Annotated in this window: 8 protein-coding genes; 7 read left to right on the top strand and 1 reads right to left on the bottom strand. The window is 65.8% G+C overall.

Going from position 1 to position 13,819, the window contains the following annotated elements:
* Nucleotides 1–63: 63 nt before the first annotated feature.
* Genes glgB through treY form a run of 5 tightly spaced genes read left to right on the top strand, consistent with a single transcriptional unit; the run spans nt 64 to nt 10,992 of the window.
* Nucleotides 64–2,283: a 1,4-alpha-glucan branching protein GlgB gene (gene glgB / locus R5N89_RS07760; protein ID WP_110569314.1), complete on the top strand. Its 2,220-nt coding sequence runs from the start codon at nt 64–66 to the stop codon at nt 2,281–2,283.
* The gene (gene glgX / locus R5N89_RS07755) at nt 2,280–4,409 is read left to right on the top strand and encodes a glycogen debranching protein GlgX (protein WP_110569315.1); all 2,130 of its coding nucleotides are present in this window, start codon (nt 2,280–2,282) and stop codon (nt 4,407–4,409) included. Before glgB ends, glgX begins: the two co-directional genes overlap by 4 nt.
* Entirely contained in the window at nt 4,406–6,187 is a 1,782-nt protein-coding gene (gene treZ, locus R5N89_RS07750) for a malto-oligosyltrehalose trehalohydrolase (RefSeq protein ID WP_110569316.1), read from the top strand. Before glgX ends, treZ begins: the two co-directional genes overlap by 4 nt.
* Nucleotides 6,180–8,255, top strand: coding sequence for a 4-alpha-glucanotransferase (malQ, locus tag R5N89_RS07745; RefSeq protein WP_110569317.1), 2,076 nt, complete (start codon nt 6,180–6,182; stop codon nt 8,253–8,255). Before treZ ends, malQ begins: the two co-directional genes overlap by 8 nt.
* Nucleotides 8,248–10,992, top strand: coding sequence for a malto-oligosyltrehalose synthase (gene treY / locus R5N89_RS07740; protein WP_110569392.1), 2,745 nt, complete (start codon nt 8,248–8,250; stop codon nt 10,990–10,992). Before malQ ends, treY begins: the two co-directional genes overlap by 8 nt.
* Nucleotide 10,993: 1 nt before the next feature.
* On the opposite strand, the gene R5N89_RS07735 is transcribed toward treY, so the two are convergent.
* A complete protein-coding gene (locus R5N89_RS07735; protein ID WP_110569318.1) occupies nt 10,994–11,545 on the bottom strand; it encodes a hypothetical protein in 552 nt (183 codons plus the stop codon).
* A gap of 343 nt (nt 11,546–11,888) precedes the next feature.
* Here R5N89_RS07735 and R5N89_RS07730 point away from each other — a divergent pair, with 343 nt between their 5' ends.
* Entirely contained in the window at nt 11,889–13,130 is a 1,242-nt protein-coding gene (locus R5N89_RS07730) for an FAD-dependent oxidoreductase (RefSeq protein ID WP_208624695.1), read from the top strand.
* Nucleotides 13,130–13,576 carry a c-type cytochrome gene (locus tag R5N89_RS07725; protein WP_110569319.1) on the top strand — a complete coding sequence of 149 codons (447 nt, stop codon included), beginning with the start codon at nt 13,130–13,132 and terminating at the stop codon, nt 13,574–13,576. Before R5N89_RS07730 ends, R5N89_RS07725 begins: the two co-directional genes overlap by 1 nt.
* Nucleotides 13,577–13,819: the final 243 nt, after the last annotated feature.

Raw genomic sequence — 13,819 nt, 5'->3', positions numbered from 1 at the left:
CGCCTGGCCCCCCTGCTGGGCCATGTTCACGGCACATCCCTACAGCACAGTAAAGGCCCCGGCATGCGGATCAGGCACGATGCAGCCCACTATGTTCTTCCCGATGGTATTGATGATCTTGTGCAGGGGCGCAGTTCTGATCCGTTTGCCATTCTTGGCCGCCATAACATGGGGCGTGTCGATGTCATCCGCGTGCTGTACCATGATGCGGCCCGCGTGCGGCTGGTGGTTGAACGCCCCCGTGCCAGCCCGATCGAGCGCCCCATGCGGTGCATGGGCGAGACGGGGCTGCATGTCGGCACCGTTCCCGCGGGCGCGCGCTATCACCTGAAAATCGTCTGGGCCGATGCGGTGGAGGAAACCGCCGATCCCTACGCATTCGGCCTATTGCTGGACGAGACTGACCTCGAACTGTTTGCCGCAGGACGCCACCGCCATCTTGACCACCTCATGGGTGCACAGCCCATGGTGATTGATAGCACGGTGGGCGTGCGCTTTGCCGTCTGGGCGCCCAATGCGCGGCGGGTTTCGGTCATCGGGGATTTCAATTTCTGGGATGGCAGGCGCCACCCCATGCGGCTGCGCCACGGCGCAGGGGTGTGGGAGCTGTTCATTCCCGGCCTTGGCCCCGGCGAGCGCTACAAGTTCGAGATCATGACGCGCGAGGGCCATATCCTGCCCCACAAGGCCGATCCCTTCGCCCGGTTTGCCGAGCGCCCGCCCGCCACGGCCTCGGTCGTGGCCTCGCCAGCACCTTTTGCCTGGAACGATGCGGACTGGATGGCCATGCGCGGGCGGTTACAGGCCGATGATGCGCCGCTTGCCATATACGAGCTGCATGTTCCCTCATGGCGCAGGCCGCAGGGCGACCCGGACCGCATCATGTCGTGGCGCGAACTTGCGGGCGAACTCATTCCCTACGTGCAGGCGGCGGGCTTTACGCATGTCGAACTCATGCCGGTCATGGAATATCCGTTTGGCGGCTCATGGGGCTACCAGCCGCTCGGGCTGTTTGCGCCCTCCGCCCGGCATGGCACGCCCGCTGATTTCGCCGCCTTTATCGATGCCTGCCACGCAGCGGGCATCGGCGTGATCCTCGACTGGGTGCCTGCCCATTTTCCCAATGATGTGCACGGGCTTGCCTGTTTCGACGGCTGCGCGCTGTACGAGCATCAGGACCCGCGCGAGGGCGTGCACCGGGACTGGAACACCCATATCTACAATTTTGGCCGCCACGAGGTGCGCGGCTTCCTTATCGCCAGCGCGCTGATGTGGCTTGAGCGCTTTCATATCGACGGGCTGCGCGTCGATGCGGTGGCCTCCATGCTGTATCGTGATTACAGCCGCAGGGAAGGGGAGTGGATACCCAACATCCATGGCGGGCGTGAGAACCTCGAGGCCGTGGCCTTCCTGCGCCAGCTTAACGAGACCGTGCGCGAAACCTGCCCCGATGCGATGATGATCGCCGAGGAATCCACCGCCTGGCCCGGCGTGACCCGCCCCGTGGCGCAGGGCGGTCTTGGCTTTTCATATAAATGGAACATGGGCTGGATGCATGACAGCCTGCGCTTTTTTGCGTGTGACCCGCTCTGGCGTGGCTATCATCTTAATGAAATCCTGTTCGGGCTGCATTATGCCTTCAGCGAGCACTTCATCCTGTGCCTGTCGCATGATGAGGTGACGCACGGCAAAGGCTCGCTTCTGGCCCGCATGCCCGGTGATGGCTGGCAGCGCCATGCCAACCTGCGGGTGTTTTTCGCCTTCATGTGGGCCCATCCCGGGCGCAAGCTGTTATTCATGGGGGGCGAGTTCGCGCAGGAGGCCGAATGGTCGCATGAGGGCGAGCCCCCGTGGCGCAGCCTGGATGACCCGCTCAAGGCGGGCATGCTTGGGCTCATCTCCGACCTCAACCGCCTCTATCGCGACCTGCCCGCGCTCCATGCGCTTGACAGCGACCCCGCCGGTTTTGCGTGGGTGATTGGTGATGACACCGCCAACGCCGTGCTGGCCTGGCTGCGGCTGGCGCCGGGCCATGCCCCGGTTCTGGTGGTGCTCAACCTGACACCCGTGGCGCGTCATGGCTACCGCGTGGGCGTGCCGGTGGGCGGGGCGTGGCGTGAGCGCCTCAATTCCGATGCCAGCGTCTATGGCGGCAGCGGTGAGGGCAATGGCGGTGGTGTTGTAGCGCAGGCCGAGCCCGCCCACGGCCAGCCCTGCTCGTGCGTGCTGACCCTGCCGCCACTGGCAGCCCTCTACCTTCAGCCTGCGGGAGAGGGCTCATGATGCGCTTCCCGCCCGCGCTCTCGCCCGGCAGCCCCCTGCGCCTTGGCGCATGCTGGGATGGGCTTGGCGTCAATTTCGCGGTGTTCTCGGCCAATGCCCAGCAGGTGGACCTGTGCATTTTCGATCCGCGCGACCGGCGCGAGATCGCGCGTTTCCGCCTGCCCGAATATACCGATGAAATCTGGCACGGCTACCTGCCCGATGCCGAGCCGGGGCTGTTATACGGCTTTCGTGCCTTCGGCCCGTATGACCCGGCCAACGGCCACCGCTTCAACCCGCACAAGCTGCTGATCGACCCCTATGCCCGCAGGCTCACGGGGCCGATTTCATGGTCGGACACGCAGTTCGGCTACCGCCTGCATTCGCCACGCGCCGACCTGTCCTTCGACCGGCGCGACAGCGCCCCCTCCATGCCCAAATGCGTGGTGGTGAACGATGCCTATGAGTGGGAGGATGACATCCTGCCCCGCGTGCCGTGGCACGATACCGTCATCATGGAGGCGCATGTCAAAGGCCTGACCATGCAGCGCGCGCTGGAGCGCAACCCCCAGCCCGGCACGTTCCAGGCCCTTGGCGCGCCGCAGATGATCGCGCACCTGCACCGGCTGGGCGTGACCACGCTTGAGCTGCTGCCCATCCAGTGCTTCGCCCCCGAGCGCTACCTGATCGAGCGCGGGCTGACCAATTACTGGGGCTACAACACGCTGGCGTTTTTCGTGCCGCATGCGGGTTATCTGGCCAGTGGCTCGCCGCATGAACTGCGCGCGGCCATCAGGCGGCTGCACAAGGCGGGCATCGAGGTGGTGATGGATGTGGTCTATAACCACACCTGCGAGGGCAGCGAACTCGGGCCCACGCTGTGCTACCGGGGGCTGGACAACGCCACCTATTACAGTCTCGTGCCCGGCGATGAGCGTCACCTCATCAACGATACCGGCTGCGGCAACACGCTCAACCTGTCGCACCCGCGCGTGCTGCAGATGGTGCTGGACTCGCTGCGCTACTGGGCCAACGAATTCCACATCGATGGCTTCCGCTTCGACCTCGCCCCGGTGCTCGGGCGCGAACCCTACGGCTTTGATCAGGGATCGGGCTTTTTCGATGCCATCATCCAGGACCCCGTGCTCTCGACGCGCAAGCTGATCGCCGAACCGTGGGATCCCGGCCCCGGTGGTTACCAGTTCGGCAACTTTCCGCCCGGCTTTGCCGAGTGGAATGACCGCTTCCGCGATACCACGCGGCGCTTCTGGCGTGGCGATGGCCAGCAGCAGGGCGATATTGCAGCCCGCATCGCAGGATCGGGCGACCTGCTCGACCGCAGGGGGCGCAGGCCGTGGAGTTCGGTCAATCTCATCACCGCGCATGACGGCTTCACGCTCGAGGATGTGGTCAGTTACGCCGAGCGCCATAACGAGGCCAACGGGGAAGACGGCCAGGACGGCAGCGCTGATAACAACAGCGCCAACTGGGGCGTGGAAGGCCCGACCGATGACCCCGCCATCCTTGACCTGCGTGGCCGCGTGCAGCGCGCCATGATGGCCACCCTCATGTTCTCGCACGGCACGCCCATGCTGCTGGCGGGCGATGAGTTTGGCCAGACCCAGAACGGCAACAACAATACCTACTGCCAGGACAACCCCACAAGCTGGCTGGACTGGCGCCGCGCCGCCACGCCCCAAGGCGAACTGATGACCGGTTTTGTTGCCCGCCTTGCCACGTTGCGCCGTGCCCACGCCTCGCTGCGGGCGGCACGCTACATGCATGGCCGCCACAAGCCGCTGCCTGACATGCCCGATATTGGCTGGTTCGGCCATGATGGCACGCCCATGGGGGTGGAGCAGTGGACTGACGAGACATTCCACCTGCTGGGCGTGCGCCGCGCCAGCACCGAGGCCGATGGCACGCTCGACATCACCTACATGCTGCTCAACCCCGGCGGGAGCGACGTGAACGCGACGCTGCCCGCACCCGCAGGGCAGTGGACCCTGCTGCTCGACACCACGCAGCCCGAACGCTCGGCCCAGGCGCTGGGTGCTGACGTGCATGACATCAATGTGCCCGCCCATGGGCTTGTGCTGCTGGCCTTCGTGCCCGGTGGCGATAACGCAGGGGAGGATGCCGCATGAGCACCCATTTCCACTCTGACCGCTACGCCGGGGCCACGTTGCTTGATGCCAGGCATACCCGCTTCCGGTTCTGGGCGCCTTCATGCCACACGGTTCTGCTCGAGGCGCAGGGTCATGCGCCGGTCGCCATGGCCCGCGACAGGGAAGGGTGGTTTGAATGCGTGTTTCCCTGCGGGGCGGGCACGCGCTACCGCTACCGCGTGGCCCGCGACCTTGCGGTGCCGGACCCCGCCTCATGCTACCAGCCCGATGACGTGCGTGGCCCAAGCGAGGTGGTCGATCCCGCCGCCTATGCCTGGCAGCATGCCACATGGTCGGGCCGCCCGTGGCATGAGGTGGTCATATACGAGGTGCATGTGGGCCTGATGGGCGGCTATGATGGTGTGGCCCGCGAACTGCCGCGCCTTGCCGCCCTTGGGGTCACGGCCATCGAACTCATGCCGCTGGCCGAGGTGCCAGGCGGGCGCAACTGGGGTTATGACGGCGTGCTGCCTTTTGCCCCGGAATCCGCCTACGGCCCGCCCGATGCGCTCAAGGCGCTGGTTGATGCGGCGCACGGGCTGGGGCTGATGGTGTTTCTCGACGTGGTGTACAACCATTTCGGCCCTGACGGAAATTACCTGGCCGACTACGCAACACCCTTCTTTAGGTATGATACGGCCACGCCGTGGGGAGCGGCCATCGATTTCGGGCAGGAAGCGGTCAGTCAGTTCTTTATCGATAACGCGCTGTACTGGCTCATGGAGTTCCGCTTTGACGGCCTGCGGCTCGATGCCGTGCAGGCGATTGTGGATCGGGACTGGCTGCTGGCACTGCCCGCTTTCATCCGCAACCATGTCGAGCGCGGGCGGCATGTGCACCTGATCGTGGAAAATGAAAACAATGATGCCGGTCTGCTGCGCGCGGGCTATCGCGCCCAGTGGAATGATGATGCCCATAACGCCCTGCATGTGCTGCTGACCGGCGAGGACGAGGGCTATTACGGCAATTTCGCCCCCGATCCGGCGCCTGCGCTGGCGCGCGTGCTGGCCGAGGGTTTTGCCTTTCAGGGCGAAGTACAGCCGGTCAATGGCAAGGCAAGGGGCAGCCCGAGCGCTGACCTTGCGCCTGACCGCTTCATCATCTTCCTGCAGAACCACGACCAGATTGGCAACCGCGCGCTAGGCGAGCGGCTGGGCGTGCTGGCCACGCCTCAGGCCCTGCGTGCGGCTTACGGGCTGGTGCTCCTGTGCCCGCAGATCCCGATGCTGTTCATGGGCGAGGAATGGGGCTCGCGCCAGCCCTTCCTGTTCTTTACCGATTACAGCCCGGCGCTGGGCCGGATCGTGCGCGAGGGGCGGCGGCAGGAGTTCGCCGGTTTTTCGCATTTCGCCTCGGCGGAAAAGCGCGACACCATCCCCGACCCCAACGCGCCTGAAACCTATGCCGCCTCGTGCCTTGACCCCGCCGAGCGCGATGCCCCCGCCCACAGGGAATGGAACGCGCAGATTGCGGAACTGCTGGCCCTGCGCCATGCCGAGATTACGCCTCGCCTGCCCGGCGCGCGCGCCATGGGCGCACGGGTTCTGGGGGCCGGGGCGGTTTTTGCCCGGTGGCGCATGGGCGATGGGGCGGTGCTGTCCATTGCCCTCAACCTGGCCGATGCAGCAGTCCCCCTGCCAGACATGCCGCAGGGGCGCTGCCTGCATGCGGTGCTGCCGTACGGGGCGGACCTGTTCTCGGCCACGTTGCCCCCTTATGCCATGATGGCCTGCCTGAACGAGGCACAGGATGAATAACCGCACCCTTGTCGAGCGCGCCCGCCATGCCGGGCTGAGCCTGCGCTGGCGCGATGCCGCGGGCGAGATGCACCGCGTCTCGAACGAGAGCCTGCGCCGCCTGCTGGCCGTGCTGGAAGGTCATGCCCCGCCGCCACGCCCGCGCGGGGCCCTCCCTGCCATGGTGGTGGGCGTTGCCGGGCAGGCCACCGTGCTGCCCCTGCCACCCGGCGATGCGGGGGGCCGCTTTCGCCTCGTGCTGGAAAATGGCGGGGAGATTGAAGGCAGGCTGCGCCTGATGCGTGGCCACCCCGCGCTGCCCCCCGTGGGGGTGTGCGGCTACCACCGGCTGGAAATGGGCGACACGCCCACCACCCTGGCCATAGCGCCTGCATCCTGCCCGCGCGTGAGCCGGGTATGCGGCGGGGGCAGCGTGCGGGCCTGGGGTCTGGGCGCGCAGGTTTATGGCCTGCGCATGGCGGGCGATGGAGGCATTGGCCATTTTGGCGCGGTGGAAACGCTGGCCCGCGTGGCTGCGGCACGGGGGGCGGATGCGCTGGCCATCAGCCCGGCCCATGCCATGTTTGCCGCGCGCCCCGGTCAATACAGCCCGTATTCACCCTCCTCGCGCCTGTTCCTCAACGGGTTGCTGGCCGACCCGCATGCCGTGTTCGACACCGCAACCGTGCAGGCTGCCGTAGTCAAGCAGGGGGCCGCCTATGTCGATACGCTCAGGCAGCTTGAGGATGCGCCGCTGATCGACTGGGTACGGGCCAGCACATGCCGCTACCAGTTGCTCAGGCGGCTGTATGATGACCGGATCGCGGCCAGTCCGCCACAGGCCATGCGCGACTTCCGCGCGGCGGGGGGCAGGGCGCTCGAGCAGCATGCCCTGTTCGAGGCGCTGCATGCCTATTTCTCCACCCGTGGCGAACGCGGCAGCGACTGGCGGCGCTGGCCCGTGGCCATGCGCCAGCCCGACAGCCCCGAAGTGGCGCGGTTTGCGCAGGAATTCGCCCATGACGTGACGTTCCATGTGTTCGTGCAGTGGCTGGCGGCCACCAGCCTGGCCCGTGCCTGCGCGGGCGCGCGGGCGGCAGGCATGCGCATCGGCCTGATCAAGGACATGGCGGTGGGCGTGGACCCCACGGGCAGCGAATGCTGGGCGCGGCAGTCCGAGTTCCTGCTCGGTGCAGGCATTGGCGCGCCGCCCGATGCGCTCAGCCCGCTGGGGCAGGACTGGGGGCTGACCACGTTCTCGCCCGCGGGGCTGCGCGCCACGGGCTACCGCGCCTTTATCGATACGCTGCGCGCAGGCTTCGCCCATGGCGGGGGGCTGCGCATTGACCATGTCATGGCGCTGGAACGACTGTGGATCATACCGCAGGGCGGCGCCTCGGCTGAGGGGAGTTACCTGTCCTTTCCCGTGCGCGACCTGATGCGGCTCGTCTCCCTTGAGGCCATGCGGGCCGACGCCATGGTGATTGGCGAGGACCTGGGCACGGTCACCACCGCCTTTCGCAAGGCGGCGGGCGCGCACGGCATCATGGGCATGAACGTGCTGTTTTTCGAGCGCACGCCGCACGGGGTGTTCAAACCGCCCGCCACATGGTCGCCCCACGCCACGGCCATGACCACCACCCATGACCTGCCCACGGTGGCGGGATGGTGGCAGGGAACGGACATCGCCTGGCGCGAGAAGCTGCATCAGCTCCCCACGGGCCTCGACCCCAACACCGTGCATGACGAGCGTGAAAATGACCGCACCGCCCTGTGGTCCGCCCTGATGCAGGACCGCCCCGCGTCTGCCGCGCGGGGGCGGGCGGGGGAAAAGCCATCACCTGACGCCACCGGGGCGGCAAGGGTGGTGGAGGAGGCCATCGGCTTCGTGGGGCGGGCGGCGTGCCCGCTGGCCCTCATGGCGGTGGAGGACATGCTCGGCCTTGTCGAGCAGCCCAACCTGCCGGGCACCACGAGTGGCCACCCCAACTGGCAGCGCCGCTACCCCGGCATGGCCGCAACCCTGCTGTCGGGGCATGATACGCGTCGGCGCTTCAACCGCCTGCGCGCGGGCCGCGCCCATGAATAGCAGCACCCCTGCCGCCCTGGTGCGGGCCACGCTGCGGCTGCAGTTCCGCGCGGGCATGACGATCGATGACGCCACGGCCCTCGTGCCGCAATTCGCCCGTCTTGGCATAAGCCATCTTTATGCCTCGCCCCTGTTTGCCGCGCGCCCCGGCTCGACCCATGGCTATGATACCGTAGCCCATGACCGGATCGACCCCGCGCTGGGGGGCGAGGTGGCCCTGACGCGCCTTGCCGACCGGCTGCATGCCCACGGCATGGGGCTGATCCTTGATATCGTGCCCAACCACATGGCTGTCGATGCCCATAATGCGTGGTGGATGGATGTACTGGCCTGGGGGCAGTCTTCGGTCCATGCCACATGGTTCGACATTGACTGGCATGACCCCGACCCGGATCTGCGCGGGCGCGTGCTGCTGCCCTTCCTTGATCGCCCGCTGCTTAAGGCAATGGCGGCAGGCAGCCTTATTCTGCGTTATGACGGGGATGGGGGACTGTTCCACATCCATCACCATGAGCACAGCTTTCCGCTCTGCCCGGCAAGCTATGCGGCCCTGCTGGCGCAGGTGGACGCGCCCGGCGCGCTGCTTGCGGCCTTCACCACCGTGGCGGTGCGTGGCGGGCCGGGGGCGGAAGCGGATTGTGCGCAGGCGGCCCTGCGGCACTGGGCGGCAACACAACGGGGGCAGGCGGCCCTGACGCGCCTTGCCGCCCTGCATGATGGGTGCGACCCCGAAGGCCGTGCCCGGCTGGAACGCCTGCTGGCCATGCAGCCGTGGCGTCTGGCCTGCTGGCGTGAGGCCGCGACACGGATCAACTGGCGGCGGTTTTTTGATATTACCGGCCTTGTTGGCGTGTGCGTGGAGCGCGCGGAGGTATTTGAGGCGGTGCATGGCTATCTGTTCTCGCTTTACCAGCGCGGACTGATTGATGGCGTGCGGGTCGATCATATTGATGGACTGACCGCCCCCGCCGCCTACTGCCAGCGCCTGCGCGCGCGGCTTGATGCGCTGGCCCGCCTGCGGCCTGAAAACGCCCTGCCGGGGGCGGCCATTTACGTGGAAAAAATTCTCGCCACCCATGAGAGCCTGCCCGCCGCCTGGCCGGTTGCGGGCACCACGGGCTATGACTTCATGGATCAGGTTTCCGCCGTGCTGCATGATGGCTGCGCGGCACCGGTTCTGGATCAGTTGTGGGCGGCCTGCGGGCCGGATGCCAAAGCCTGCGGCCTGATTGCACGAGAGGCCCGCGCCCAACTGCTTGCCAATGGCTTTGCTGCTGAATTCGGGCGTCTGGTCCACCTTCTGGCCACGGCGGAGAAGGCGGAGGGGGCCGCGTGCACGCCTGCTGGCCTGCGGGCAGTGCTTGAGGCCGTTCTGGTATCCTTCACACTCTACCGCACCTATTTTGGCGATGAAGCGGTGCAGGACCATGCCGAAGATGACGCGGCCCTGCACGCCGCAGCCAGGGCGGCCCGGCCACGGCTGGGAGCCGGGCTGGAACCGGTGCTTGATGCGGTCATGCGCGCGCTGTCAGCCCGGCCGGAGCACGCCCCCCCGGCCTGCGTGCGCCGCGCCGAGCAGGCCTTCGAGCACCTGACCGCGCCGCTGGCGGCCAAATCAACGGAGGATACGGCCTTCTACCGCTATGCGCGGCTGATCTCGCGCAACGAGGTAGGGTCAGACCCGGCGCGGCTCGGCCTTACGGTTGCGGATTTCCATGCCGGTTGCGCCGCGCGGGCGCGCCTGCACCCTGCCGCCATGCTCACGACCGCGACCCACGACCACAAGCGTGGCGAAGACAGCCGCGCCCGCCTTGCCGTGCTGAGCGAGATGGCGCCGCAATGGCGTGTGCAGGTCAGCGCATGGTTTGCCCGCAATGGGGCGCAAGCCGCCATCGGGCCGGACCGCATTGATGAACTGATGCTGTACCAGACCATGCTCGGCGCGTGGCCGCTTACTCCCTTGGCCAGCGTGGCTGCACGTGAGGTGTGGTGCGAACGGATCGTGCAATGGCAGACCAAGGCCCTGCGCGAGGCCAAGCGCCACACGAACTGGCTCGACCCCGACACGGCGTATGAAGAAGCCTGCACGGCCTTTGTGCGCCGCCTTGCCGCCGATGCCGCTTTCATGGCGCAGATGGAGCGGGTGGTGGCGCGGATTGCCCCGGCGGGCGCGCTCAACGGGCTGGCGCAGACCCTGCTGCGGCTGACCACGCCCGGCGTGCCGGACCTGTACCAGGGCTGTGATTTGTGGGATTTCAGCCTTGTTGACCCCGATAACCGCCGCCCGGTTGATTTTGGCCTGCGCCATGCGCTGCTGGAGCATACGAGCAGTTTTGCCGCCTCCGCCGCCACGTGGCGCACGGGGCAGGTCAAGCTTGACCTGATCCGGCGCATCCTGTCGTTTCGGGCGCGCTATCCTGACCTGTTTGCCAAAGGGAGCTACCAGCCGCTTGAGGTGGATGGGGCGGATCGCGACCACGCCATCGCCTTTCTGCGCCAGCATGACGGGTTCACCCTGCTGGTGGTGGCCCCGCGCCTGCCACTGGGCATGGAAATACAGGCCGATACGCTGGCGCTGGGGCGCGACATGGCGCTGCGCGTGACCCTGCCGCAGCCAGTCGGCCCATGGCACAGCCTGCTGGGTGCCTTACCCGTGCAGGCCACCGTGCCGTTTACGCGCGGGCAGGTGCCCCTTGTCTGCCTCGTGCATGATGCGGGCGGGCGGGGCCTGCCCTGAATCAGGCGGTGGCGAGGGAACGCAGTTCGGTAAAGAGGATTTCCTTGCCGTCATAAACCGGCCGGTCGTAGCGGAAGCCGGTCAGGCTCTCGATCACGCTGACCGGTATGTCAAAAAACACATCCACGTTCGTGCGCGTGGCCGCCTCGGCGCGGGCGGCTTCGATGATGGCGCTGCTTTCAGGGGGGAGGGTGCCGGTGCGCTCAAGGTTATCGTGCCCCTTGGCGGCCTCGTGGAAAATGTTCCATCTATTGTACATTTTTCCCTGGTCGTCATAGTCACACCCGAAGCCGACGCTCATCATGGTTGTTTCGAGCACGCAGCAGCCCACGATGCTATGCTGGCACCTGAAAGGCAGGTGAAACGGCTTGCTGTCTGGCAGGTATTCACACTGGCTGGACCACAGGATGGTCCAGCCCGTAGGCATGTCGGCGATGGAAAAATCGGCCTCGCGTGCTTCATCCTCGATCCCGGTATCCTCAAATTCCATAAGGGCGAGTATTTCTTCACGGCGCACGCCATGGAACGCCAGATAGGATGCATTGAAACCCATTACTTAAATCCTTAATATTATATTCAACATATATAAAATGCCATAATATTAGTAATCACGCAACCATATCCATTACCTGTGCCTGCATGACGTAATGAGTGCCGGGCGCGTTTTTGTCCGGCTCTGGTTTGACGGCGGGACAGGGAAAATTTACTCTGCCGCATCGTGCATGTATCAGGCCATGATGGCGGATTTGAAAAAGCGGCATACAGAATATTTCCAAAACGGATTTGCATGAATGATCCTGTCATGAAACGCGTGGATTTTTCGTGACAGGCACCCGGCAAGCAGAGGTTTGAACGTGAACGGTTTTCCTGACGACCTGAAAAACATGCCCTCCCGCCTGGGCCGGAGGGGGCTGTTTGCCGGCTCCCTCGCCCTTGGTGCGCTGGCTGGTGGCCGGTGGGCGTCCGTGCCTGCCGCGGCGGCGGCCCTGCACCGCACGGCGGTGCCCGGCACGGTGCCCCGGCTTGTGCCCATGCGCCCCCATGCCGACCAGATAACCGATATCAAGGTCTGCCTGCGCCCGTTCCGCGCGGCAGGCCCGCGGCTTGATGTCGAGCGGGTGGGCGAGAAGATTGTCATCCATAATTATGGCCATGGCGGCAGCGGGTGGTCACTTTCATGGGGCTCGGCCGAGATGGCGGTGGGCAAGGCGGCCGCCCTGTCGCCCCGGCGCATTGCGGTGGTGGGGTGCGGGGTCATTGGCCTGACCACGGCGCTCACGGCGCAGCGCGCGGGGCTCGATGTCACGATCTATACGCGTGACCTTCTGCCCCATACCCGCTCGGTCCGGGCCAATGGTAGCTGGACACCGGATTCACGCGTGGCGCTGACCGCCCCCGCAGGCCCGCAATTTGCCGATACATGGGAGCGGATGGCCCGTTATTCATGGAAAAGCTACCGTGATTACCTCGGCCTGCCCGGCAACCCGATCGATTTCCGTGACAGCTATGCCCTGTCCGATACGCCTTTTGACGCGCCGGAAACCGAGCCGGAAAATCCGGCCGGCAAGGGCGATTACGCCACGACCGGCATGCCGCAGCAATCAAGCGAATTTGCCAGTTATGGCGAGCGGATACGCGATATCATTCCTGCCTCCGAGCTGCTTTCAGCGCAGGAAAATCCTTTTTCGGTACCCTATGCCCGGCGCACGCCGCTCATGATCTTCAATTTCGGGGCATATGGGCATCTGCTGCTGTCCGAGTTCTATCAGGCGGGGGGGCGGATCGTTATCCGCGAGTTCCATACGCCTGCTGACATGAAGAGCCTGCCCGAGCCTGTCATCATCAATTGCCCCGGCTATGCGGCGCGTGACCTGTGGGGGGACCGTTCGCTCATTCCCGTGCGTGGCCAGACCGCGTGGCTGCCGCCGCAGCCGGATGTGACGTATGGGGTGCGGTACAAGGGGGCCTCGGCGCTTTCGAAAAGTGACGGGTTGATGATACAGGGTTTTGACATGTCGGGGCTGGGCGAAATGGATGGTGTGGGCAGCAGTTTTGAACATGCCGACCGCAGCGAGGCGGAAAAGGCGATTGGCATATTTGAAAACCTCTTCGCCCGTTTCCCGGCGGTGCAGGGCTGATGCGCGGCCTACAGGCAAAGGCGCGCGGTGCCGCGCTGGGGGCCGGGCTGCTGGCCCTGACAGTGCAGGTGGCCCAGGCAGCGCCTGCACGTGCCGCCATGTCGTATTACACGACGGCACAGGCCGAGCGGGGGGCTGCGACCTACCAGCAGTCCTGCGCGGTGTGCCATGGGGCGGATCTGGGCGGGGCGTTTGATGTGCCGCCGCTTGTAGGGCGTTTTGCCGCCAACTGGGCGGGGGCGCCGTTGAGCCAGCTATTTGACTACATGGCAAAAGCCATGCCGCTTTTTGCGCCCGGCACGCTGACACCCGCGCAGAATGCGGATCTGCTGGCGTTCATGCTGCGTGAAAATGGCGCGCCCGCAGGCAGTCGTGACCTGCCTGCCACCCTTGATGGGCTGAAAAACATGATGTTTCCCAAATCGACCCCGGCCAGCGTGAAGTAAAAGGTGGCGGAGCGGCTGATGGTGGAGCATGCCCATGCCTGTCTGCATGGCGGTGTGCAGCATGTCAGACCACAGGCCGCTCCCGGCCGGGGTGTCTATTTCCCGGTCGTTGTAACGGGCAGGCTACCAGCATGACGGCAGGCCGCATCTAACCCGCTCTGCCGATCCGGGTTGTCAAATACATCCACCGTGTCTGTTGGCATAAGGGTGGGTGTAGGGCGCTGGCCATGGCAGCGCCGTTTC

The sequence above is a fragment of the Komagataeibacter sucrofermentans DSM 15973 genome (assembly GCF_040581405.1).
GTDB lineage: Bacteria > Pseudomonadota > Alphaproteobacteria > Acetobacterales > Acetobacteraceae > Komagataeibacter > Komagataeibacter sucrofermentans.
The sequence above is the reverse complement of the archived record's forward strand: the minus strand, read 5'-3'. Positions and strand labels throughout refer to the sequence as shown.

Coding starts and splice junctions, on each gene's coding strand:
- malQ (WP_110569317.1), top strand. CDS start 6,180: ATGAATAACCGCACCCTTGTCGAGCGCGCCCGCCATGCCGGGCTGAGC.
- treZ (WP_110569316.1), top strand. CDS start 4,406: ATGAGCACCCATTTCCACTCTGACCGCTACGCCGGGGCCACGTTGCTT.
- treY (WP_110569392.1), top strand. CDS start 8,248: ATGAATAGCAGCACCCCTGCCGCCCTGGTGCGGGCCACGCTGCGGCTG.
- R5N89_RS07725 (WP_110569319.1), top strand. CDS start 13,130: ATGCGCGGCCTACAGGCAAAGGCGCGCGGTGCCGCGCTGGGGGCCGGG.
- R5N89_RS07735 (WP_110569318.1), bottom strand. CDS start 11,545: ATGGGTTTCAATGCATCCTATCTGGCGTTCCATGGCGTGCGCCGTGAA.
- glgX (WP_110569315.1), top strand. CDS start 2,280: ATGATGCGCTTCCCGCCCGCGCTCTCGCCCGGCAGCCCCCTGCGCCTT.
- glgB (WP_110569314.1), top strand. CDS start 64: ATGCGGATCAGGCACGATGCAGCCCACTATGTTCTTCCCGATGGTATT.